Source organism: Bacterioplanoides pacificum (genome assembly GCF_042648445.1).
Lineage (GTDB): Bacteria > Pseudomonadota > Gammaproteobacteria > Pseudomonadales > Oceanobacteraceae > Bacterioplanoides > Bacterioplanoides pacificum.
Genome location: NZ_JBHRYB010000005.1, coordinates 414,733 through 437,761, shown reverse-complemented (window position 1 = coordinate 437,761; position 23,029 = coordinate 414,733). Strand labels below are relative to the sequence as shown.

Annotated in this window: 18 protein-coding genes and 1 pseudogene; 11 read left to right on the top strand and 8 right to left on the bottom strand. The window is 51.4% G+C overall.

Going from position 1 to position 23,029, the window contains the following annotated elements:
* Positions 1 to 30: 30 nt before the first annotated feature.
* Positions 31 to 1,227, top strand: coding sequence for an alkane 1-monooxygenase (locus ACFOMG_RS06605; protein WP_376865556.1), 1,197 nt, complete (start codon positions 31 to 33; stop codon positions 1,225 to 1,227).
* Between the two features lie 566 nt (positions 1,228 to 1,793).
* Entirely contained in the window at positions 1,794 to 2,186 is a 393-nt protein-coding gene (locus ACFOMG_RS06600; RefSeq protein WP_376865555.1) for a type II toxin-antitoxin system death-on-curing family toxin, read from the top strand.
* Positions 2,187 to 2,242: 56 nt separating this feature from the next.
* On the opposite strand, the gene ACFOMG_RS06595 is transcribed toward ACFOMG_RS06600, so the two are convergent.
* Positions 2,243 to 2,560, bottom strand: coding sequence for a CcdB family protein (locus tag ACFOMG_RS06595; RefSeq protein WP_376865554.1), 318 nt, complete (start codon positions 2,558 to 2,560; stop codon positions 2,243 to 2,245).
* The gene (locus ACFOMG_RS06590) at positions 2,560 to 2,805 is read right to left on the bottom strand and encodes a type II toxin-antitoxin system CcdA family antitoxin (RefSeq protein ID WP_376865553.1); all 246 of its coding nucleotides are present in this window, start codon (positions 2,803 to 2,805) and stop codon (positions 2,560 to 2,562) included. The genes ACFOMG_RS06595 and ACFOMG_RS06590 overlap by 1 nt, the downstream gene beginning before the upstream one ends.
* A gap of 286 nt (positions 2,806 to 3,091) precedes the next feature.
* Between ACFOMG_RS06590 and ACFOMG_RS06585 the strand changes: the two genes are divergently transcribed.
* On the top strand, positions 3,092 to 4,435 hold the full coding sequence (locus tag ACFOMG_RS06585; protein ID WP_376865551.1) for an LPP20 family lipoprotein: 1,344 nt from the start codon (positions 3,092 to 3,094) through the stop codon (positions 4,433 to 4,435).
* A gap of 4 nt (positions 4,436 to 4,439) precedes the next feature.
* On the opposite strand, the gene ACFOMG_RS06580 is transcribed toward ACFOMG_RS06585, so the two are convergent.
* On the bottom strand, positions 4,440 to 5,420 hold the full coding sequence (locus tag ACFOMG_RS06580) for a magnesium transporter CorA family protein (protein WP_376865550.1): 981 nt from the start codon (positions 5,418 to 5,420) through the stop codon (positions 4,440 to 4,442).
* 113 nt (positions 5,421 to 5,533) lie between these two features.
* On the opposite strand from ACFOMG_RS06580, the gene ACFOMG_RS06575 reads away from it, so the two are divergent.
* Positions 5,534 to 7,435, top strand: a complete 1,902-nt coding sequence (locus ACFOMG_RS06575) for a DUF294 nucleotidyltransferase-like domain-containing protein (protein WP_376865549.1) — start codon at positions 5,534 to 5,536, stop codon at positions 7,433 to 7,435.
* The gene (locus ACFOMG_RS06570) at positions 7,436 to 8,137 is read left to right on the top strand and encodes a 3'-5' exonuclease (RefSeq protein ID WP_376865548.1); all 702 of its coding nucleotides are present in this window, start codon (positions 7,436 to 7,438) and stop codon (positions 8,135 to 8,137) included. It begins immediately after the preceding gene.
* Positions 8,138 to 8,228: 91 nt separating this feature from the next.
* Here ACFOMG_RS06570 and ACFOMG_RS06565 read toward each other — a convergent pair whose 3' ends face one another.
* A complete protein-coding gene (locus ACFOMG_RS06565) occupies positions 8,229 to 9,800 on the bottom strand; it encodes a BCCT family transporter (RefSeq protein WP_376865546.1) in 1,572 nt (523 codons plus the stop codon).
* Positions 9,801 to 10,245: 445 nt separating this feature from the next.
* On the opposite strand from ACFOMG_RS06565, the gene ACFOMG_RS06560 reads away from it, so the two are divergent.
* Positions 10,246 to 11,733 carry a flavin-containing monooxygenase gene (locus ACFOMG_RS06560; RefSeq protein ID WP_376865544.1) on the top strand — a complete coding sequence of 496 codons (1,488 nt, stop codon included), beginning with the start codon at positions 10,246 to 10,248 and terminating at the stop codon, positions 11,731 to 11,733.
* A gap of 46 nt (positions 11,734 to 11,779) precedes the next feature.
* On the opposite strand, the pseudogene ACFOMG_RS06555 reads toward ACFOMG_RS06560, so the two are convergent.
* A pseudogene (locus ACFOMG_RS06555) lies at positions 11,780 to 11,953 on the bottom strand (diguanylate cyclase domain-containing protein); the annotation flags it as partial.
* Between the two features lie 638 nt (positions 11,954 to 12,591).
* Between ACFOMG_RS06555 and ACFOMG_RS06550 the strand changes: the two are divergent.
* The 5 genes from ACFOMG_RS06550 to ACFOMG_RS06530 all read left to right on the top strand — a co-directional run bounded on the left by ACFOMG_RS06550 (position 12,592) and on the right by ACFOMG_RS06530 (position 17,737).
* Positions 12,592 to 13,668 carry a TRAP transporter substrate-binding protein gene (locus ACFOMG_RS06550; protein ID WP_376865543.1) on the top strand — a complete coding sequence of 359 codons (1,077 nt, stop codon included), beginning with the start codon at positions 12,592 to 12,594 and terminating at the stop codon, positions 13,666 to 13,668.
* Positions 13,669 to 13,739: 71 nt separating this feature from the next.
* The gene (locus ACFOMG_RS06545; protein ID WP_376865542.1) at positions 13,740 to 14,279 is read left to right on the top strand and encodes a TRAP transporter small permease subunit; all 540 of its coding nucleotides are present in this window, start codon (positions 13,740 to 13,742) and stop codon (positions 14,277 to 14,279) included.
* Positions 14,276 to 15,571: a TRAP transporter large permease gene (locus ACFOMG_RS06540; RefSeq protein ID WP_376865541.1), complete on the top strand. Its 1,296-nt coding sequence runs from the start codon at positions 14,276 to 14,278 to the stop codon at positions 15,569 to 15,571. Before ACFOMG_RS06545 ends, ACFOMG_RS06540 begins: the two co-directional genes overlap by 4 nt.
* 73 nt (positions 15,572 to 15,644) lie before the next feature.
* Positions 15,645 to 17,093, top strand: coding sequence for a cache domain-containing protein (locus ACFOMG_RS06535; protein ID WP_376865539.1), 1,449 nt, complete (start codon positions 15,645 to 15,647; stop codon positions 17,091 to 17,093).
* Positions 17,093 to 17,737: a response regulator transcription factor gene (locus ACFOMG_RS06530; protein WP_376865538.1), complete on the top strand. Its 645-nt coding sequence runs from the start codon at positions 17,093 to 17,095 to the stop codon at positions 17,735 to 17,737. Before ACFOMG_RS06535 ends, ACFOMG_RS06530 begins: the two co-directional genes overlap by 1 nt.
* 82 nt (positions 17,738 to 17,819) lie before the next feature.
* Here ACFOMG_RS06530 and ACFOMG_RS06525 read toward each other — a convergent pair whose 3' ends face one another.
* From ACFOMG_RS06525 to ACFOMG_RS06515, 3 genes are all read right to left on the bottom strand, one after another.
* A complete protein-coding gene (locus ACFOMG_RS06525; protein WP_376865537.1) occupies positions 17,820 to 18,740 on the bottom strand; it encodes a DUF4124 domain-containing protein in 921 nt (306 codons plus the stop codon).
* A gap of 62 nt (positions 18,741 to 18,802) precedes the next feature.
* Positions 18,803 to 19,222 (bottom strand): group II truncated hemoglobin, encoded by a 420-nt coding sequence (locus ACFOMG_RS06520; RefSeq protein ID WP_376865536.1) that lies wholly within the window; start codon positions 19,220 to 19,222, stop codon positions 18,803 to 18,805.
* 144 nt (positions 19,223 to 19,366) lie between these two features.
* Positions 19,367 to 23,023: an ATP-binding protein gene (locus tag ACFOMG_RS06515; RefSeq protein ID WP_376865535.1), complete on the bottom strand. Its 3,657-nt coding sequence runs from the start codon at positions 23,021 to 23,023 to the stop codon at positions 19,367 to 19,369.
* Between the last annotated feature and the right edge of the window lie 6 nt (positions 23,024 to 23,029).

The window sequence follows — 23,029 nt, the reverse complement described above, 5'->3', positions numbered from 1 at the left end:
AAAAATAACTAAAATCAGAAGGAAATAACGATGAAAATATTCCATTACCTGAAATATTTTTTATTCCATTTTATCGGCCTCGCCGCACTGGCTGGCATTACCATCGGCGGCCCGGCGGTCAGTTATATGGTGTTAGCCGTGCTGGTGATATACATACTCGGTGATGCACTGGCCGGCGATGACACCAGCACGCCGGAGTTTAATCACCCTCAGATTCTGACCTTCCAGTTATGGCTGGCACTGCCGCTGTTATCCGCCATTATGTTTGCTTCGGTATGGAGTGTGTGCGACAGCGATGTATTGGGTTACGGTGCTCTGGTGCAGCAACTGACCGGCATAGATGTATTAACCGCACGGGAAAATACAGCCATCTGGCATCATTTTTCAGCGTTTATCGGCAGTGGTCTGATGATTGGTTTAATTGGCACCATTACCGCCCATGAACTGACCCACCGCACCTGGGACCCGATTTCCATGTTAATTGGTCGCTGGTTATTAGCTTTTAGCTTCGACACCATTTTTTCCATCGAACACGTCTATGGTCACCACCGTTACGTCTCCAGCAAAGACGACCCGGCCACTGCGCCACGTGGCCGCAACGTTTATTTCCACATATTGGCTTCTACCGTCAAAGGCAATATCAGCGCCTGGAAGATTGAGAAAAAACGCCTGCAACGCAAAGGCTACGCTGTATTTGGCCCGCGTAACGCCGTTATCCGCGGTCACCTGATGAGTGTACTACTGGTCGCCATTGCCTACGCCATGGGGGGCCTGGTCGCTGCCGGGTATTTCCTCGCCTGTATGTTATGGGGCAAAGCGTTACTGGAGATCGTTAACTATATGGAACACTACGGCATGGTCCGTAATCCGGAAACACCGGTACAACCACGTCATTCCTGGAATACCAACAAACGCATCAGCTCCTGGGCGATGTTCAACCTGACCCGTCACTCGCACCATCATGCACAAGGTGAAGTGCCCTACCAGGACCTGAAGCCCTATCCGGAAGCGCCTATGATGATCAGCGGCTATTTAACCACCATCGTTATCGCCATGATCCCACCACTGTGGCACAAGCTGATGATTCCGAAAGTACTGGAGTGGGATGCGAAATACGCCTCCGATGAAGAACTCGAACTGATACGTGAAGCGAACGCTAACAGCGGTATTAAAGCCTTTGAAGAATCGGTAATCACCGATAACGCGTTGCAAGCCAAAACGGCTTGATGATTGACCGCCGGAGGCCTGGCTAGCCATACCAGGTTATCAAACCTGCCAGAACCTCCGGCATTCTTGCCTGTTTGTGCACTCGCACGCGCCTGAAATGCTCATTTGCACTGGAAGCCTTCGGGAATTTGGCGCAAAATCAATGGTCTAATAAAAGTATCAGCAGAAATCACAGGCGCCTGTGATTTCTGCAAACGCGCATGCGGGTTTGTAAGGTAAGAGTCTGGAGCATGGAAACGGATGTCAGATTTTTCCCATTCGGAATCAAAGAGTTACCGCAGAGAAGTGCGCTTGCGCCAACTGTGAAAACGCGCATGCCGATAACTAAAATGTTATGTTCAATTTGTGCTCAAAAGTCTATACTTCGCGTTAATTCAGAGTATCAATTAATTGCTTATGAACACTAAGATCGAAAAATACGGCGTAAAGGCTGTTGAAAGGCCGAAAGTTAAGGCTAATAAGCGTCTCGATTTATCTGGCCCGTCTGGGCAACAGATTGTGAAGTCCGAAACAAAATTGGTGTTGAGAACACATTCTAAGACATTTCGTCGCTTGGCTGATATGTAATGGATATTATCAGTTTCCCATTCGAGAGGGTGATTGAAATCAACATGTTCATATTGAAGCATGAGCCAGGAATGAAGGGCACAGCAGATATCGCTAAATTACAAGGTGCTCTTGGCAGAATAGACAATGCAATTGTTTACGAAGAGTTGGATGATATTTTCGAAATTGCCGCAAAGTATGCAAATTCAATTGCAGTGTCTCATGCCCTACCAGATGCAAATAAAAGAACAGGTTTGGCAGTGGCGCTTGAGTATCTGTCTCTGAATGATTACGAGCTGACCTGTGATAACGAACTTTTTGCCGATGCAATGAGAGATTTAGTCATTCAGGATATTGATGAAAAGGACTTTGCGGATTTGTTGTATTCACAATATGTCAATGAATCTGAATAAACACAATAAAAGGGTGATGTGATCTTCCCCAACTCTAAACTAGCCGAAATTCGGCATTAAATACCAGTAATCAGAAAATCTATAGCGTTTATAATTTCATCGCGAAACGTTTCAAGGTTTTCGACGGGGCTCTTCAGAATCGATGTCGGAACACTGGTTAGCTGATGGGTAAGTAGTGCGTACTCGTTGCTATCAATCTGAAAAATTGGGCATAACCGTTCTGGCGCTTCTCTTTTAAGATTCTGAGCGGGAATGACCGGAATCACGACTCTGGAGTTCAGTACAGAGATTAGGCCAGTTTGCACATCCAAAAAATATGGATAGGCCTTTCTGGTGGTTTTATCTGTGTTTTCGTAGAGGGTAAACTGGCTCACTAGAAATCCCTGAATGCATCAGAGAAAAGGCCGTTCTTTTCCACGAACTCATTGCAGGCTTCAAGGCCTTCTTGATTGGCTTTTAACCATTCTTCAGCCTGTCGTTTACTGACTTCTGCAGCCAAAGCCTTCTCAAGCGTCGCGGAAAGATTGATATTTAGCTGCTTCGCCTTAATGAGTAAGTCTTTGTTTACGCTAAGGTTTGTAGGTTTCTTGGCCGCTGAATGGTCATAAATTGACGTCATAGTCATAGTCCTTACACGGGTCATGCGCACATTCTATGCGCATAGCCTGTGCCTGGCAAATGCTCTTAACAAACAGCGCCAGGCTCGTTAACAATCTCCATCTTGGAGACCTTACGCCACACCGTCTTATGGAACGGTATACCGGTAAAAGCATCGCCGGACATCCACCATTCCCAATACCCAGGCTTTGCGTTAGCTTATGGCCAGGCTGTCGCAAAATGTGACTGGAAATTTCATAACAAAATGACAAGATAACCCGCCTATTCAAGCCAGATAGCCGTCCGCCATGAAAGCCATTGCTGTTCTTGTTCTTTTGCCCCTTGTTTTATTATCCGGCTGCAGCAGCCAGGGCAATCTGAAACAACAAATCGACAACAACCTCAGTTGTCAGACTCTGCCTCCGTCATCACCTCCCGACTGGATCGGCAATCCGCAGGCCAGGCAGCCGGGTTATTATTATGGTGCCGGAGTCGCCAGTGGTATTGGCGTGTCGTTTTCGCAACTGCAGGAACAATCCCGCGCTCAGGCCCAGGCCGAATTAGCGGCGCTGCTGGAAACCCGCATCACCACCAGCCTGACACAAGACACCGAGGTCAGTGCCAGCCAACAGGGCGAGCAGCAAAAAACCACCATCCGCCAGATTGTTCATGCCCACAGTGATTTATTGGTGTCGGGAATCGAAGTGGCTGACACCTGGTTTAACCACAATACCTGCCAACTCTGGACCCGGGTACGGCTGGACGAACAGAGCGTGAAACATTCGCGCGCACAGATCAAAACCGCCACACTGCAAAAGCTGGAAAGTTTGTCGCGCGACGTTGCGGATATCAGACACCTGATCGAACAGGACCCGAACGTTTTTTTACGCGAATATGGCCTGACGATCGACGCTGATCAATATCTGCGCGCTCTGACGCTGGACATCCCGGAGGATGAGTTATTCGCCATTCTGGATATTTATCGCAGTTACGGTAACGACCCCAACAGCAGTGCGATGAAGCTCGGCATATGGACTTCAGAGCCTTATGCCAGCGCCAACACCGGCTTAATGATGCAGGGTAAATATCAACCTAAATCCGTCACCAGCCTGCTGCACGCACTGGCCTCCCTGCCACTGGACAGCAACGCTTTACAACGACTGGCACATTACGCCCGGCAACGGCAAATCGCTGAAACCAGCAGCCAGGTCATGGACCCGATCTCGTATCAGGGCTGGATTAATAAACAACTGGCGTATTTCAGCGCTGAAGGCGATAAAATTGGCCAGCGCCACCAGCAACAGGTTGATCAGCTGCGCCAGCAACTGCACAACGACACCATCAGCCGCAATCAGTTTGACCAGCAGCTCGAAATCCTGAACAACCAGCAGAAAAAACAATGGCAACAACTGAGCGAACGTCAGAAGTCTGAATTTGCGTCCAGTGCAGCACACAGCCGCAACCGCGACAAATTTGATGATCGGCTGTACGCGGTTCATTTTGCTGCCTGTTTTGGCAACCGCAACAACCTGGAAATATTGCAGCAAAACGGCCACAGCCTGAGCCGGAAAACCGCCCTGGGGCATTCACCCCAGTGGGTGGCAGAGCACTGTAATAATACCCAGACTCAGCAGTTTCTGAGCGGGCACTGATGCCTCAGAACCACTTTTTAATTTTAAAAAAGCCCAGCATGCCGCCGGCGATGGCGGCCATCACCGCGACCAGAATAAAATAGCCATACGGGTGTTTCAGCTCAGGAATATACTCAAAGTTCATACCGTAAATTCCGGCCAGAAAACCCAGCGGCACAAACACCGCGGTAATCATGGTCAGCACGTTCATTTTATTATTCATATGATAAGACGACAGCGACATATGCGATTCCAGTAAGTCGCCACAAATTTCATAATGCATCACCACCAGGCTGTAAATACGGGTAAAACGCTCATTAAGCGCATGCATTAAATGGCGATCACAGGGAAACCGGGTTAATTCGTCATCGTCATAATCCTCCAGCAGAGCTTCGGTCAGCCGCTGGTGATAACTGAATACCCGCTTCAGCCGTAACAACACTGACCGTGACGCCGACAGCTGTAACACCTGCTGCGGTGTCGAGGCCTGCATAAAGTCGTCTTCCAGCTGCGATAAGGTTTCGTCAAAGGTCATCAGTGCATCCAGATACACGCTGGCTGACCTGCGCATAATCTGCAGTGCCAGCGTCAGTGGCGTTTGCCGCTGCGATGGCAGATCCGCCATATAATAATCAACACCGTAAGAGGTATTACGATGGCAGCTGATGAGGAAATTTTTACCGACCAGAAAACCAATTTCCTGATACAAAAAGGAAAAATCCTGCGGCAGCTGCTGCAGGCCACGATAAATAATCAGCAGCTGCTGGCCGAAATGTTCGTATTTAGGAGGATGGCGCTCACGTAATAACGCACTGACGGCCAGCTCATGCACCGCAAACCGCTGTAACAGACGGGTAAATTCCGCCTCATCCTGCAAGTTACAGTCGAGCCATAAAAATTCATCGCCGTCCGGCTGCCACTGATCCAGCAGCGAACGATCGGCCTGGTATTGCTGCCCCGCCGGGCCCTGCAGCCAACAACGATATTGATTAGAGGGTGACGACACGCTGTTCTCCTGTTTGAATACCGCGATGTTTTACTTAAGTGTAATCTATAGCAAACACACTTTCCGCGTCAGTTGTTTTAATAACAACCGGCGTTTCGCAGACGGATTCGACCATGCAAGCTGAACTCCAGGAAATCGCCCGCTTCCTTCAGGATCACCCCCCGTTCGATGAACTACCGGAAGAAGCGTTACACCACCTGGCGCAACAAACTGAAATCAGTTATGTGCGCGCCGGTCAGGATATCGTCGCCTATGGCGACGCCATTCAGGATCTGTACGTTTTACGCAGCGGTGCGGTGGAAACCTATCGTCGTAACGGTGAGTTATATAACCGCCTGGAACGCGGCGATGCCTTCGGTCAGATGGGCCTGCTGATGAATCGCCGGGTACGTTTCCCGGCCCGCGCTCTGGAAGATACGTTGCTATATTGTATTCCGGCGGATGTGTTCGATCAGTATTGTGACGAACACCAGTTTTTTTCCGACTATTTCGAAGCCGAAGGTGGAGATTTATTACGCCGCACCATCTCGCGCCAGGCCGATGATAACGACCTGACCACCGTCAAAGTAAAAGCATTACTCAGCCGCGAAGCGGTCACTGTGCCGGTGCACACCGACGTGCCCACCATCGCTCAGCTTATGACGGAAGAACGGGTTTCGTCGATCCTGGTCACCGATCCGGATAAACCCATCGCCACCGACCCGGATGACGATGACGGCCAGGTGGTTGGCATTATTACCGACCGCGATTTACGCAGCCGGGTACTGGCCACCGGCCTGCCATTATCGACCCCCGCCGGGGAAATCATGTCGCCGGATATGGTGATGATCGACGATAACGCCTATGTCTTTGAAGCCATGCTCACGATGCTGCGCCAGAACGTCCACCATTTGCCGGTAGTACACCGCTTTAAGCCCATCGGCGTGCTGTCGCTGTCGGATATTGTGCAACACGAATCGCAAAGCAGCCTGTTATTTGTGCGCAGTATTCTGTCGCAGACCCACGTTGACGATCTGGCTGAACTGGCGAAACAGCTGCCGGGGATTTTTGTCCGCATGGTGAATGAAGACGCCAACTCACACATGATCGGTTCCGCCATGGCGGTCATTGGCCGAACCTTTAAACAGCGCCTGCTGGAGCTGGCCGAGGAACAGCTTGGCCCACCACCAATTCCTTATTGCTTCCTGGCCCTGGGTTCCATGGCCCGCGACGAACAACTGATTGTCACCGATCAGGATAACGCCATTATTCTCGACAACGGCTTTGACCCGGAACAACACGATGACTATTTCCGTCAGCTGTCCGAGTTTGTTTGTGACGGCCTGGCAGCCTGTGGCTACAGCTATTGTGACGGCGGCATCATGGCTAAAAATCCGGAGTGGCGGTTAACCCTGAAACAATGGCAACATCAGTTTGCCGACTGGATCGAAAACCCATCACCCAAAGCGTTATTACACTCGTCGATCTTTTTTGATCTCGACGGTGTCTATGGTAAAGAAAAATGGGCCGACCAGCTGAGCAGTTTTATCGCCCGTAAAGCCAAACAGTCACCCAAGTTTCTGGCTTATTTAGCCCGCAACGCACTGAACCGCACACCACCACTGGGATTTTTTAAAGGCTTTGTGATGGAGCAGGACGGTCGCCACAATAATTCCATCAACTTAAAACGCCGCGGTACCGCCCCACTGTCGGATGTTATCCGGGTACACGCGCTGGCCGTTGGCTCACGGGCGCAGAATTCATTTGAACGACTGGACGATATTATCCGCGCCGATTTATTACCGCCGGGTAAAGGCCGTGATATCAGTGATGCACTGGAATACATCGCCATGGTACGTATTCGCCATCAGGCCTACGATATTGAAAACGGCGAGGAACCGGATAACAACATCGAGCCGGAAAACCTGTCTACCTTTGAACGGCGCAATCTGAAAGAAGCCTTTCAGGTACTGGATAAAGCCCAGGCCTTTCTTAAATTCCGTTATCAATCCGGCCGCCCGGTGGATGTGAAATAAATGAAACGCGCCAACATCAACTGGCCTGAACGGTTTGTCCAGGCCCATGCCAGCGCCCATGATCCACGCCTGCGCCAGTATTATGCCGAAGGCATGGTGGGTCCGGACGCACTATTAAGCCAGACTCCGTTTGTCGCACTGGACTTTGAAACCACCGGCCTGAATCCGGAAGAAGACGATATCGTCAGCGTTGGCCTGGTGCCGTTTACGCTGCAACGTATTCTTATCCGTGAGGCACGCGAATGGCTGGTCAAACCCAACCAGCCGCTGGAAGAAGAATCCATCGTGATTCATGGCATCACCCACACTCAGCTGCGCAGCGCTCCGGATTTTGACATCATTCTGGAACCGTTATTACAGGCACTGGCCGGTTGTGTGGTGGTGGTTCATCATCGCGCTATCGAACGTCAGTTTATGCATGAGGCACTGATGCAAAGAATTTCCGAAACACTGCAGTTTCCGGTAGTGGACACACTGGAAATCGAACACCAGGCGTTGTTACGCCGTCAGGGATTGATCGGGCGGTTATTGCGCCGGCCACGGGAATCGGTACGTCTGGCAGACTGCCGGCGGCGTTATTCTTTGCCCTATTACAAAGCCCATCACGCATTAACCGATGCCATTGCCACGGCCGAATTGTTTCAGGCACAGGTCAGTTATCATTATCGCAACGACACCCGCATTGGCGACGTGTGGCTGTAAAACTATGTGGCGCATCGGCAGCGCTAAAACGCCATAAAAAAACCTCCGTACGGCGAACCGGACGGAGGTTTTTCTGCGATCCCGGACGCGGTTAACGTCGTTCGGTACGCAGCCCCATCACCAGGCTGACACACATCAGCAGTAACACCACAGTAAATGGCAAGGCGGTGGAAATCGCCCCGGCCTGCAACGCCTGAATCGCCTCAGTCCCCCCAATCCATAACAGGGCGGCCGCGATGGCACCTTCGATGGTGGCCCAGAACACCCGCTGCGGCACTGGTGCATCAATTTTGCCACCAGCAGTAATGCTGTCGATCACCAGCGAACCGGAATCTGAGGAGGTAATAAAAAACACCATCACCAACACAATGGCGATCATGGACAAGATATCGCCCAGCGGCAGCTGATCAAACATCTGGAACATCGCCAGCGATACATCACCCAGACCGTCGCTGCCCAGTACACCAACCTGCTCGGCCACCTGTTCAATAGCGATACCGCCAAACACCGACATCCAGATCACAGTGACCGAAGTGGGCACCAGTAACACACCGGCAATAAATTCACGAATGGTACGGCCTTTGGAAACCCGGGCGATAAACATACCAACAAACGGTGACCAGGAAATCCACCAGGCCCAATAAAACACGGTCCAGCCCTGGAACCAGGCTTCGTCTTCACGGCCATGCGGGTTACTCAGCGGAATAATATTTTCCAGATACGCGCCCAGCGTCACCGGAATATTCGCCAGCGCCGGACCAAAGCCCACCACCAGTACAAACAGCAGCAGTGCCAGGGCCACCAGCATATTGATATTACTCAGCACTTTTACGCCGCCTTCCAGGCCACGCACCACGGAAATAATCGCCAGCGCGGTTACCCCAACAATCACCAGAATTTGCATACCGACGGTACTTTCGATACCAAACACATGCTCAATACCACTGGCTGCCTGCTGCGCCCCTAACCCCAGCGAGGTCGCCAGACCAAACAGCGTGGCCAGCACCGCCAGAATATCAATGATGTGTCCGGCCCAGCCCCAGGCACGGTCACCCAGGATCGGATAAAAAATAGAACGAATGGATAACGGCAAGCCTTTGTTATAAGCAAAAAAGGCCAGCGATAATGCCACCACACTGTAAATCGCCCACGGGTGTAAACCCCAGTGGTACATAGTGGCACCCATTGCCAGACGGGCGGCTTCCGGTGTTTTGGCTTCGACACCCAGCGGCGTTTCATACCAGCCGGTGAAATACGCCACCGGTTCGGCAACCGCCCAGAACATCAGACCAATCCCCATGCCGGCAGCAAACAACATCGCCAGCCAGGTAATGATTGAATGATCGGCTTCGGCGTTATCACCGCCGATACGAATTTTGCCGTACGGCGACACCAGCAATGCCAGGCAAAACAGTACAAAAATATTGCCCGCCCAGATAAACATTGCATCAAATGCACCAATAATGTCCCATTTGATGCCATCCAGAGTGGCTTTTGCCGTTGCCGGTTCAACGATCAGAATAGCCAGTAAGAAAGCCAGGATTAAAGCAGCACTGGTACCAAATACCGGGTTATGAACATCAAACCCCCATTTCTGCACATTATCCTGGCCGATTGTGTAGTCAGTATTATCAATACTGTATTTATCATCTGCGCGACTCATTGAACCTCCGCAACGCTTAATGAGACAGCTGGCCAGACCCGATAAGCCCGGGCAACAGCTGCCGAAGAAAGGAACCCTTGCCATCAGGCACTGCGGCCTGAAGGTGTGTTCCCAAGGAGAATAACAAATTTCCTCCCACTGGCGCAAAAAGCCTGTTTCTCGCTGACTTTTCAAAAATTAATAAAATCAACGACACGCCTATCGGCCTTTACTACAGGCCTTTAATACAATGCGACAGCGCATAAATTATCAAGTTTTGTTGAATCAGCGGTTTAAGCTGGCCCGTTTTGTATATCCGGGCCCGAGGTCGCCAAAGCTGCAGCCAATGCACCACTAAGCTGACCGTGATTCACCTGTTCAGCGCTCGCCCGTTGGCGCACAGTAACCCCCTGACAACGCTATACGCGAACAACCAACAATAAGTACAACAGACCTGGTGCACCTTATGTCCGCTTCAGAATATTTCGACGTTATTATCATTGGCGCTGGTTTATCCGGCATTGGCGCCGCCTGTCACCTTAAAAAAGAATGCCCGAACAAATCCTTCGCCATCCTTGAAGGCCGTGACGCCATTGGTGGCACCTGGGACTTATTCCGCTACCCGGGCATCCGTTCCGATTCCGATATGTTCACCCTGGGTTATGAATTCAAACCCTGGACCAACAAAAAAGGCATCGCTGACGGTGAGGATATCCGTCACTACATTCGTGAAGCCGCCAACGAACACCAGCTCGACAACCATATTCAGTTTGGCCAGAAGGTAAAAAATGCCCGCTTCGACAGCCAGCAGGCACGCTGGACTTTAGACGTAGAACAAAAAGACGGCACCATAAAAACCATCCAGTGTAATTTCCTGATGGGCTGTACCGGCTATTACAGCTACGACGAAGCCTTTACCCCGGAGTTTGCCGGCCGCGAAGACTTTAACGGTAAAGTCATTCATCCGCAGTTCTGGCCGGAAGACTACGACTACAGCGATGAAAACGTGGTTGTGATCGGCAGTGGCGCCACCGCCGTGACACTGATCCCGTCGATGACCGATAAAGCCAGACACGTCACCATGCTGCAGCGTTCGCCCAGTTACGTGATTACCGTGCCACAACAGGACACTATGGTTGCGGCGTTACGCAAACTGTTACCGGAAAAATGGGCCTACCGTCTGATTCGAGGCCGCAACGTTTCCATTACCCTGGCGATTTATCGTTTCTGCCAGCGTTTCCCGAACGCGGCGCGCAAATTCCTGCAGTGGACGGTGAAAAAACAATTGCCGGCTGATTTTGATATGAGCCACTTTACGCCGAAATACAACCCCTGGGACGAGCGCCTGTGTGCCGTACCGGAAGGCGATATGTTTAAGGCCATTTCGGCCGGTAAAGCATCGGTTGTGACCGACCATATCGACCGCTTTATCGACAAAGGTATTTTGCTGAAATCCGGCAAAGTGCTGGAAGCCGACACCATCATCACCGCTACCGGCTTAAAGGTACAGATGCTGGGCAACGTTGAAGTCAGCATCGATGGCCAGCCGTTTATCCCTAATCAGAGCATGAGCTACCGCGGCGTGATGCTGGAAAACCTGCCGAACTTTGCCATGGTATTTGGTTATACCAACGCCTCCTGGACGTTAAAGGCGGATCTTATTTCTAACTACGTTTGCCGCCTGCTGAATCATATGGACGCTAAAGGTGTCACCCAGGTGACCCCGCGCTGTCATGACAACAGCATTAACCGCATTCCGTTTATCGACATGCAATCGGGTTATATCGCGCGGGTGAAAAATGAAATTCCGCAACAGGGCGATCAGCGGCCGTGGAAGTTGTATCAGAACTATTTCCTCGATATGTCGCTGCTGAAAATGGCCAGCATGGACGACCCGGCGCTGGATTACGCCCGCCCGGTAATGGCGAAACAGGCCGAACCTCAGTCAGCCTGATTGATCCTGGCGGGCCGGTAGCAATTAACGGTATACGGCCCGCATATTTCGCCTGATACAACGCCTGATCGGCATATTGTTGCAGCAACGCCAGATTATCTGTGTGTTCAGGGTAACAGCTGATACCAATACTGGCGCCAATCTGAATAAGATGACCATCAATATCAACCGGTTCAGATAATATCTCCACAATACGCTGAGCCGGTGTTTCCGCCTGCACAGCGCTCAGCAAATAACCGATTTTTTTCAGCGTCAGACTTGTCACAATTCATCCCGGCTTAAACGTCCACAATAAGCCTAGATGAAATATCGCTATTATCTATGACTCAGCACATCAACTCGGTACATCTATCCGCTCTGAATTACAGCTACGGAGTCGTTTTCTGCAAGGAATGGCGTACACCACCGGGCATATACTCAGCCACTCCAACAGCCAATAATTGTTTGCCACCGGACATATAGCTTGCTCATCAATTGATTTTTTTATCAGTTAATTTATACACCCGAAAACAGACACGCCGCAGTGCCTGAAGTTCAGCAAATCAGAAAAAAAGACAGGCATGGCAATCACTTAACCCAAAAAACCGGGGATTTCCTACCAAAGTCTGAACAGCACAACTGGCTAATTGGTCATACCATGAAAGTACCCATTACCACTGGCCTGGACGCAAACACCCGACCAGACCACTACGTATTAATACGCACTTAATATAAGTAGTACCTAGGACAAAACCCGTACAACAGCGGAGTCAGGCCGCGTTCGTGCGAATAGGCTCAGCCAGAGGCGAACTGCACTATCGGAAAACAGCAGAGCCGCGCTCTGCCCGTTACCCAATAACAGCAAAGGATAACAACAAAATGATCAGCATGAACCGAATGAAACGCTGGCTGGCTGCCGGCATCTGCGCCCTGGCCGTTACGGCACCGGCCCAGGCCGCCGAAAAAGTATACCGTCTGAAGCTGGCCGAAAGCTGGCCAACCAACTTCCCGGTATTTGGTGACTCGCCACGCAATATGGCGGCGATGGCAGAGAAAATGTCGAAAGGCCGGTTAAAAATCACCATCGATTCAAAAAACAAACACAAAGCCCCACTGGGGGTGTTTGATATGGTTCGTGCAGGTCAGTACGACATGGGCCACTCAGCGTCTTATTACTGGAAAGGCAAAGTGCCGGCGACGCTGTATTTCACCACCATGCCGTTTGGCATGACCGCACCGGAACAATATTCCTGGTTCTACCACGGTGGTGGTATGGAGCTGATGGAAAAGGTCTACGGCAAATACAACGTGTTAAGTTTCCCGGGTGGTAACACCGGCAACCAGATGGGTGGCTGGTTCCAGAAAGAAATTAAATCGCTGGACGATTTAAAAGGCCTGAAAATGCGCATCCCGGGGTTTGCCGGTGAAGTCCTGGCGAAGCTGGGTGCCAAGCCGACCAATATCCCGGCCGGCGAGCTGTACACCGCGTTGGAACGCCGCACCATCGATGCACTGGAATGGGTGGGTCCATCACTCGACCTGCGGATGGGTTTCCACAAAATCGCCCCGTTTTATTACACCGGCTGGCATGAACCGGCAACGGAGCTGCAATTTATGATCAACAAACGCAGCTGGGACCGTCTGCCCGCTGACCTGCAGGAAATCCTGCGCGTTGCCATGCGCACGGCCGCTTACGATATGTACATCCAGTCGTATCATGAATCGGGCGTTAATCTGGAAAAGATCGAAAACGATTTCCCCGATGTACAAATCAAAACCTTCCCGGAAAGTGTGATGAGCGCCATGCGTAAAGCCAACGATGAACTGCTGGCCGAAAAAGCCGCAGAAGATCCGCTGGCCAAAGAAATTCTCGAATCCCAGGCCAGCTACATGAAAAAAGTGCGTCGCTGGACCGAAATTTCTGACAAAGCGTACCTCAACAGTATTGCTCAATAATTAACAATCACTCCAGGTTCCGTCCCCTGCTGCGAAGCACCGGACGGAACAGGTAACACCGGAGAAACCCCATGCTTTATCAGGCAGAGCGACTCATTAATCGCTTCTCTGAATTTCTCGGAACCGTATCAGCCATCTTATTTATTCTGATGTTGCTGAACGTGTTTATCGACGTCGTTATGCGTTACGCCTTCAACGATGTCTCCATCGGCATGCAGGAAATGGAATGGCACCTGTTTGCCGCAATGTTTATGTTAGGCGTGCCCTACACCCTGAAAACCGGCGGCCATGTACGGGTCGACTTAATTTACGAAGGTCGCAGTGAACGTACCAAAGCCATGATCGATATTATGGGGGGTTTTGTTTTATTACTGCCCTTCTGCTTACTGGTGGCCTATTACGGTATCGATTTCGCCAAAGAAGCATACCAACTGGGTGAAACCTCAGGCGACCCGGGTGGCTTGCCCTATCGCTGGGTTATTAAAGCCGTTATTCCGTTTGCCTTTTTTGCCACTGCTGTTTCCGGTGTCGGTTTAATTTTAACCAGCCTGCGTATTGCCCTGCACCCGGAACAAGCGAAACACATCAACAACCACGAGCCAGAATTATGATCGGTATTGTCATGTTTTTTGTTGCCCTGCTGATGCTGTTATTCGGCTTCCCGGTGGCATTTACTTTTGGTGGCGTCGCGCTGGTGTTCGGCGTCCTAGCAGAAGGCCCGGAGATGTTTGCCTTTATGCCATTCCGCATTCAGAGCATTATGGAAAATGTGGTTCTGATGGCTGTGCCGCTGTTTATTTTTATGGGCATCGTGTTACAGAAAACCAAGCTGGCAGAACAACTGCTGGAATCCATGGGCAAACTGTTCGGTGGTGTACGTGGTGGCCTGGCCATTTCCACCGTTCTGGTCGGTGCCTTGCTGGCTGCGTCTACCGGTGTGGTCGGTGCTTCCGTTGTCGCTATGGGGCTGATCTCACTGCCGGTGATGATGAAATACAACTACGATAAATCCCTCGCCTGCGGCACAATTTGCGCCTCAGGTACGCTGGGGCAGATTATTCCGCCATCGATTGTATTGATTATTCTCGGCGACGTATTAGGCATCCCGGTGGGGGATCTGTTTCAGGCCGCCGTTGGCCCGGGCCTGATTCTGGTCGGTATTTATATTCTCTATATTCTGGTGTACTCCTGGCTGAAACCTGAGGTAGCCCCCGCCATTCCGGCGGATGAGAATGCTGATAGTAAACGCGAAGAATACGTCAAAGCTTTTAAAGCGATTATTCCGCCGCTGGCACTGATTCTGGTGGTCCTGGGTTCCATCTTTGCCGGCATCGCCACGCCCACCGAATCCTCTGCACTGGGTGGCATTGGTGCGATTATTCTGGCCGCTGTTTATGGTCAGTTCAGCTGGAAGATGTTGTATGAGTCGGCACAGGAGACGGTTAAAATCTCCTCCATGGTGTTTGCAATTCTGCTGGGGGCGACGGCATTTTCCATGGCGTTCAGCTACACCGGTGGCGATTACATCGTTGAGGAAGTATTATCCGGTTTACCCGGTGGCCAGATGGGTTTCCTGATTTTATCCATGGTCGCGATTCTGGTACTCGGCTTCTTTATCGATTTTGTTGAAATCAGCTTTATCATTGTACCGATTCTCGCTCCGGCAGCGATGGCACTCGATATTGCGCCGGTCTGGTTTGCAATTCTGATCGCTATGAACCTGCAAACGTCTTTCCTGACACCTCCCTTTGGGTTCAGTTTGTTCTACCTGAAAGGAGTAGCGCCGGCCGGCATTAAAACGACGGATATTTACCGGGGGGTCATGCCCTTTATTCTGATGCAGGTTGGCGTGGTTGCCTCCATCCTGTTATTCCCTGAATTTTACGGTTTAACCGATTATTAACAGCGACCTTTGGCGGCTTCGGCCGCCCTTTTTATAACTGTGACTGCATGATAATAATAAGCGGGTGTGTTTTATGAACATCACACTCAGAGCCAAAATTCTGTTACTGACCGTGTTGCCTCTGGTAGCACTGACGCTGACCATCACCTGGATTACCCAGCGCCAGGCAAAGAACCTGTCGGAGCAACAACTCGACATCGTCAAAGGTTCGATGATGGAAGATAAACGCCGCGCGCTGCGTGATTACGTCAGCCTGGCGATGACCTCCATCACACCCATTCTGGAAGAGCTCGACGAAGGTGTCAGTATGTCCCGCACCCGGGCAGAGTACGAAGTCAAACGTATTTTATCCAGCCTGACCTATGGCCCGGACGGCTATTTTTTTGCCTATGGCGACGACGGCGTCAACATCCTGCTACCGGTTCAGCCGGAGCTGGAAGGCAATGACCTGATCGATGTTCAGGATACCAATGGCAAATACGTTATCCGCGACCTGATCCGTATCGCCAACAATGGTGGCGGTTTTTATCACTACATCTGGCACCAGCCGTCGATCAATAAAAAAACCGAAAAAATGAGTTACGTGGTCCGTATCCCGAAGCTCGGCTGGATGATGGGCACCGGCCTGTATCTGGATGACATCGAAGCGGAAACCCGCGACCTGGAAGATAAAGTCGATGCCAATGTGCGGCGCACCTTTGTTGCGGCCTCATTGTTATTGGCCGTTACTCTCGCCCTGGTGGTTATTATTGTCATCATCATCAATATGCACGCCACCCAGCTGGCCGACGAGCGCTTAAAAGAGCTGGCACACCGTTCGGTGGCGTTTCAGATTATTCAGCGCCGCACCTTTGCCCGGGAATTACACGACGGTATTAACCAGCTACTGGTTTCCGCCAAATTACGGCTGGGATTATTCAAGAAAAAACTGCCGGCCGATATCCCTCAGGAAAACCTGGAAAAAACTGAAGAGTTGCTCAATCTGACCATTCAGGAAGTACGCCGAATCTCCCACAACCTGCGCCCTATTCTGCTGGATGATCTGGGACTGAAATCGGCACTGCACGGTTTGCTGGATACACTGGAAGAACAGGGAAATCACGATGTGATCCGCAAAATCCGCTTACCGGAGGAACGTTTGCCGGATGCCATCGAAATGACCGTGTACCGTTTGGTGCAGGAAGCCATCACCAACATTCAGAAACATGCCGATGCCAGCCGGATAAAGCTGATAATTAACTCTACAGATAAATACATAACTGTAATTATCGAAGATAACGGCATGGGGTTTTCAGACAGCGAAAAATCCTCAGGCATTGGTATGATGAACATGCGCGAACGGGTAGAATTATTAGGTGGCCGGTTCAGTGTACGCAGTCATCCGAAACAAGGCACCAGCATCCGTGCCGAGCTGGCGCTGAACCCAGCCCCGCAAACCGAATTACAGACAGCAGCCGATTCAGAATTATTGCCGCCTTTACCGCTGCAGCCTGAAGCAGGAATCAACGCCGGAGAAAAATAATGTCCAAGTCTATTCGTATCATCATCGCCGATGATCACCCGATGGTCCGTGAAGGCCTGAAGGTCAGCCTGGAAAGCGAAGAAGGCCTGTCGGTGGTCGCCGACGTCAACAACGGTCAGGAAGCACTGGACGCCGCCGCGGAACTGAACCCGGACGTTGTTATGCTGGATATTTCCATGCCGGTGATGAATGGTATGGAAGCCTGTGTCGAATTTAAAAAACGTTTTCCGGACATCCGTATTCTGATTATCACCATGCACGATGACCGCGAATATATCCTTAAAGTTGTGCAATCCGGCGCCGCGGGTTATGTCTTAAAAGACGTGGCGGCAGAAGAACTGATCCTGGCGGTACAAACCGTCCATCAGGGAGGCACGTATTTCAGCTCCAGCGTCGCCAAAACCCTGTTTACCGACTTCAACGATATCCGCACCAGCCAGAGCGACGACGTATTGAGCCCGCGCGAAGAAGACGTGCTGGTATTACTGGCCGAAGGCATGGGCAATAAAGAAATCGCCCGCGAGCTGGATATTTCGGTACGTACGGTGGAAGCCCACCGGCTGAAAATCAAACAGAAGCTGGGCATATCCACCTCAGCCGGTTTGATTCGTTACGCGTTGGATAAAGGTATTACCCGGCGTTAGGAACACAGCGTTATAAGCTGTTCGATTGCAGATCGCCCAAAGCGACCCGAACAGCCAGTCAGGATCGGCGTTGGCGGCGCCGTCAGGGCAGGATAATTTGTACCGGCCGGGCCATATCTTCACTCAGCCACTGCTGCCAGTGCAGCTTAAAAGCACTGACGCCACCAATATAATGTTGATTCAGCAGGTAAAACGACCGCAGATTGACGCCGCGTTTATAGTCCTGCAATAACCGGGTTATAAAGCTGCGGCCGTAGGATTTACTCAGCGCCAGATACACCAGCTGACCGGCCATAGCCTGATTCGGGCGGCCGTTATTTAAGCCATGGCGCCAGCTGCGGCTGTCTATTTCAATAAAGGTATCCGCTGCCAGCAGCTGCTCACGACGACGTAACACCTGCCGCCGGTTGGCATTATGGCGGGCGATAACAAACTGGCCCTGCTGCTGTTCCAGTGTTTCCATCTGCTCCGCCATCCCCTCGTTTAACCAGTTCGGCATACGTTCGGCCAGCGAGTGCAGGATGGCGTGACTGGCTTCGTGTTTGATAGTGCGGTAGGTGCTGCTGACACCACCGTGGGACTCGGGATGAATAAAAACCGCAATTTCATGACTGGCCGGCAGATACACCCCCAGGGAATTCAGCGGCCGCTCGCCGGAGATCTGCTGCACATACTGATGATATTCAGCCTCATTACTGAGCACATGTATTTTTACCGGCAGCTTTTTATAAAAGTCGAAATACAACACCTGATCATAAAAGCGATACACCCGGTTCACATCTCGCTGAATACGCGGCTGGTCGAGGTGATGTTGCGGCTGTTGCGCCAGGCTGCCCTGATACAACACCTTTATCATCAAAGGTTGCCAGCCGGAGGGTGTGGTTTTCAGTGTGATTTTTTCCGCGTTACGGGCATTCTGCTGGCGCGGCTTATCCCCAAAGTGCACTTTGCCGTTCTCGTCCACCCACTTATAAATCTGCGCCGCGGTGGGCGGGCTCAGCATCAACAACAGCGTTAACGCGCAGCCAGACCAAAACGATAAAAGTAACGGCCGGAAACGGAACATCAGTCGCAGTTACGTGAACGTTCGGCGGGAACAAATAACTGCTGCAGCAGGTATTGCTTAAAATCATCGGCATAGGGTTGCTGATCGGCCGCGACTTTCATACACAACAACCAGGCATCCCGTTCGGCCGGGCCAATCTGCAGATGGCGGTGCGCTACCGGAATACGAATGGCACCGTATTTTTCGCTGAATAATTTCGGCCCACCCAACCAGCCGGATAAAAAGCACGCCAGCTTATCGCGCGACTCATCCAGATCCTGTGGGTGCATATCACGAATTTTCTTCGCCTCCGGCAACTCACACATCGCATCGTAAAAGGCATCCACCAGTTTACGCACCCCGGCCACCCCGCCGGCGGTGCGGAACGAGCCATCACCTTCGCCATAAGTCAGGCCGGTTTCATAAATAGCTTCATTCATACAGCACTCCTGGGTTCACTACTAAAAAACGTTTCCGAGGCAGTCAGAACAAGGCATAAAATCAGCGAAAAAGCGCAGTTTATAAGTGATAAATGAGCATTTTAAGCTGATTTTTAACGCAGTTCAGGCTACGCAGGTAGTTTTTTAAGCGAATTCCTCCATAAAATCCAGCCCGGCCTGATGACGAATAGTGCGCCGGTGATTGGCCCACAACTCTTTGACTTTTTCCTGGTTACACTGCTGCCGGTCGACCAGTACCTTGGTTTGCAGCTCGCCTTTGCTCTGGCCACCCACTAACGGCACTTTGGAGAACACAAACTGGTTGGAAATCAGGTCCATAAAAGGCCCGGATTTACTGGTTGGCATAATAAACAACAGCTGTAAGCCGAGGCTTTCGGTGAGGTAATTAATCACCTCTTTGGAACGGGTTTCGTCCATTTTAGAGAACGCCTCATCCACCAGCACCACCCGCAGGTGAGTATCCCCTTCGTTAAAACGGAACGCCGAGGTAATCGCGGCTGAGCGGATAATATACGCCGGTGTTTCCAACTGCCCACCGGAGCCGGTGCCATATTGGCTCAGGGCAATCGGCTCTTTATTGGCCGGTTGCTTATAAATTTCGTAGGCGCGGTAATTGCGGTAATCGGAAATCCGCTCCAGCTCACGCATGGCTTTTTGTTCATCGTCATCGAGCAGCATATTCATCAGCTGATCACGCACCCGCTGTGCCGCTTTGGGTAAATCGGCGTCAAATAACGTCGCACCATCTCCCAGCGACGGGTTCTTGATAATCTCTTCGAAGAACTGCCAGTATTCTTTATATTCCGGCACCCACTGCCAGTCGAACCAGTAGGTTTCGCGGTCGGCACCAAACTGGTGGTGGGCCAGCTCTTTGTTCAGATCTTCCAGGATACGTTTGCCATCATTAATCGCCTGATAAATCGAATGGCATAAATTGGTGACAAAGGCGTTGTTAAAACTTTCGCGCAGCTGCACCAGCTGTTCCTGCTTCTCCACCAGAATATTATTCTTCAGGCGGTTATGAACCCGCTCCACTTCGCGCTCTAAACCACACACGGATTTAAAGAAACCGACGCCGTGTTCATCGCGGTAATCCGGGGTATACACAATGGCATCCACCGTCTGACAGCGCAGGTTATGTTCGTTGATATTACGTTCGATCTCGTAAGCCGTGCTGTTCAGTTCCTGATGGATGGTTTTACGCTGATTTTCAATCGCATCCACCGGGCTGTCGGCGGCTTGATCATCGGCCGCTTTTAACCGCGCCTCGGTATCGAACTCCGGCCACACGGATACGATATGACGTAAATTTTCTTCCTTGCCGTCGGCAATCCCGGCGGTACGTTCCTGCTCGTCGGATAATTTTTTACATAAGCGTTCGCTGTCGTTCAGCTGTTGCTGCAAACGCCCAAGCTCACCGTCCAGATCTTTGATCTGGGCATCCAGATCATCGGCTTTTTCTTTTAACGCGCTGAATTCCCCTTCGATATGGGCAAAATCAGAGACATCGACATGCGTTAAGGCATTTTCCGCCTGTTGCATCTGATAATGAATATCCAGCATCGACTGCATCTGATCGGCAAAGCTGACGTGGCGTAATAAATTCACCGCATCCTGGAACTGCTCAACCTGGCGCAGCTGGAATTGGGCTTCATTCGCCTGTTCCGCCAGACTGTCGAGTTCGGATTTTTTCGCTGCCAGTGCCCGCTCACGTGCGCCCAGACCAAACACCAGTTCGGTATCGTCGAGGTCACAACGGTAAATCGAATAAGAACCGGAACCCAGTCCTTCGCGGGTAACCCCGCGCCGGGTCATACGTAACGCGTGAATATCCTCAACCTGCTCTACCGTGCCGTAACTGGCTTCCAGATAATAACGGGCGGTGGCGTGCTCAAATTCCATTAAATGAATAATGGAGTTGGCCGGCACACGGATACGGTCACAATCTTTTTTCGCTTTTTCGCCCTGAATCACCCGCGCCCGGCTACCGCCGGGAATCGAACGTAAAATAGCTGCGGCTTCCGCTTCAAACGCCGGCTCCACCAGGATACTGAAACGCGCACCACCGATATAACCTTCAATGGCACTCTGCCAGGCCGGGTCGGTAATTTCGACGTAGTCGGCCAGCACACGTGGATCCGCCTGCGGACATTCGCGCCGGATCACTTCCAGCGCCTGACGCACAAAGCCCGGATAATTTAACTGACGCGCTTCCAGGCTATCGATATCCGCCTGTTTCTGCGCCATACGTCCCTGAACCTGTTGCAGCTTCTGTTCGCGTTTATCCACCTGCTTGGCAATCTGATCTCGCAGCGAAATACCGGAACTTTCCAGTTCGGTATCGTGGAACCGGTCGCGCCATTGGTTCATCAGGCTTTGTTGTGCCCGGGCATCGTCGAGGTGGGCTTCCAGCGGCGACAAATCGATCCAGTCTTTGCCCATCAGTTTGCGGAAATCGACCGCGCCCTGATCTTTAATCGCCAGCACCTGCTTCGCCTGTTCCGCGATTTTTTTCGATCCCAGGGTTGGAATTTCCAGCCCGATGGAGGTTTTCTGCAGCGCACCGTAGACCAGCTCAGTGGCGCGCAAACTGGCCTGTAACATCTGCTCCTGTTCCAGCAACGGCACCGCCTGTTGCTGCAGACGGCGCTTACCGTCTTCGATCGCCTGCTCGGCCGCATCTTTATCCTGCAACGCATCGATGCCGCGGCGCTGGGCTTCCATCGAGATCAGCTGTTCGCGTAATTGTTTACGCCGCTCCTGAGAAACGTCGCGTTCTTTTTCGCTGTTGGTCAGCCGTTCACGCAGCGCCTGCTGTGCTTCTTTGGCGGTTAAATAGGCCCGCTGATCGTTTAAATAACGGCTTTTAGCGGCGGTGTATTCCAGCACGTTGTAATCGATCCACTGATCGATATAACGGTCAGATGCGCCTTTGGTATTGGTTAAAATCTGAATCGTTTCCGCCAGCGTGTTGGCATCGGATTCCATCGCATAAATGGTTTTCATTAAATCCGATACGCTGCGGATGGCATCTCCCAGATCCTTGGCTTCGAGAATTTCGTTCTGCACAAAACCATTGATGCTTTTCACCGGCTTATACGCCATAAAGCGCGAGAAGGTGCGCGCCGCATTCATCGCTTCGCGCTCGCTGACGGCATCATGACGGCCGCGCAAGGCGCCGTATAAACGCCGCAGATATTGTTTTTTGGTATCGTATTTTTCGATATGGTCGCCACTGATGCGGCGCTTTAAGTTGGCCGCCAGTTTATTCAGCGGGATCACACTTTTCTGACTTTCGCTCTGACCGTCAATCAGCTGTTCGTTAAGAAAATCCGATAACGTCAGCTGTTCACCGGCGACAATAAAAAACTGCAAATCGTTCTGGCGCGCTACCGCCTGACTGCCGGCACGATCAATACTGGCGCTGACACCAATAACTGCGGTAAAGGGTTCGCCACTTTCACCCTGGGTCGGATGAAACACCGCCGCCAGGTAACCCACTGCACCGTTAGGCCGGGCGTAAGAACCGTCATCACACCCCAATACATAAGACGCCAGAGTACGGACATTTTTGCCACGACCACGCTGGGTGGCTTCGTCCTGACCCGGGTTATAGTGAAACAGGGTGTCGTGCGCCGCCGTCATAATGGTTTGCACCGCATCGGCGGCGGTGGTTTTACCCGAGCCATTACCACCCGACAATAAATTGATCGGACCAAATTCAAATTCGGTTGCCGGAATATTGCCCCAGTTTACGTAAACAAATTTCTTTAAAAACATGGTGTC

Coding starts and splice junctions, on each gene's coding strand:
- ACFOMG_RS06605 (WP_376865556.1), top strand. CDS start 31: ATGAAAATATTCCATTACCTGAAATATTTTTTATTCCATTTTATCGGC.
- ACFOMG_RS06600 (WP_376865555.1), top strand. CDS start 1,794: ATGGATATTATCAGTTTCCCATTCGAGAGGGTGATTGAAATCAACATG.
- ACFOMG_RS06590 (WP_376865553.1), bottom strand. CDS start 2,805: ATGACGTCAATTTATGACCATTCAGCGGCCAAGAAACCTACAAACCTT.
- ACFOMG_RS06585 (WP_376865551.1), top strand. CDS start 3,092: ATGAAAGCCATTGCTGTTCTTGTTCTTTTGCCCCTTGTTTTATTATCC.
- ACFOMG_RS06575 (WP_376865549.1), top strand. CDS start 5,534: ATGCAAGCTGAACTCCAGGAAATCGCCCGCTTCCTTCAGGATCACCCC.
- ACFOMG_RS06570 (WP_376865548.1), top strand. CDS start 7,436: ATGAAACGCGCCAACATCAACTGGCCTGAACGGTTTGTCCAGGCCCAT.
- ACFOMG_RS06565 (WP_376865546.1), bottom strand. CDS start 9,800: ATGAGTCGCGCAGATGATAAATACAGTATTGATAATACTGACTACACA.
- ACFOMG_RS06560 (WP_376865544.1), top strand. CDS start 10,246: ATGTCCGCTTCAGAATATTTCGACGTTATTATCATTGGCGCTGGTTTA.
- ACFOMG_RS06550 (WP_376865543.1), top strand. CDS start 12,592: ATGATCAGCATGAACCGAATGAAACGCTGGCTGGCTGCCGGCATCTGC.
- ACFOMG_RS06545 (WP_376865542.1), top strand. CDS start 13,740: ATGCTTTATCAGGCAGAGCGACTCATTAATCGCTTCTCTGAATTTCTC.
- ACFOMG_RS06540 (WP_376865541.1), top strand. CDS start 14,276: ATGATCGGTATTGTCATGTTTTTTGTTGCCCTGCTGATGCTGTTATTC.
- ACFOMG_RS06535 (WP_376865539.1), top strand. CDS start 15,645: ATGAACATCACACTCAGAGCCAAAATTCTGTTACTGACCGTGTTGCCT.
- ACFOMG_RS06530 (WP_376865538.1), top strand. CDS start 17,093: ATGTCCAAGTCTATTCGTATCATCATCGCCGATGATCACCCGATGGTC.
- ACFOMG_RS06525 (WP_376865537.1), bottom strand. CDS start 18,740: ATGCTGAGCCCGCCCACCGCGGCGCAGATTTATAAGTGGGTGGACGAG.
- ACFOMG_RS06520 (WP_376865536.1), bottom strand. CDS start 19,222: ATGAATGAAGCTATTTATGAAACCGGCCTGACTTATGGCGAAGGTGAT.
- ACFOMG_RS06515 (WP_376865535.1), bottom strand. CDS start 23,023: ATGTTTTTAAAGAAATTTGTTTACGTAAACTGGGGCAATATTCCGGCA.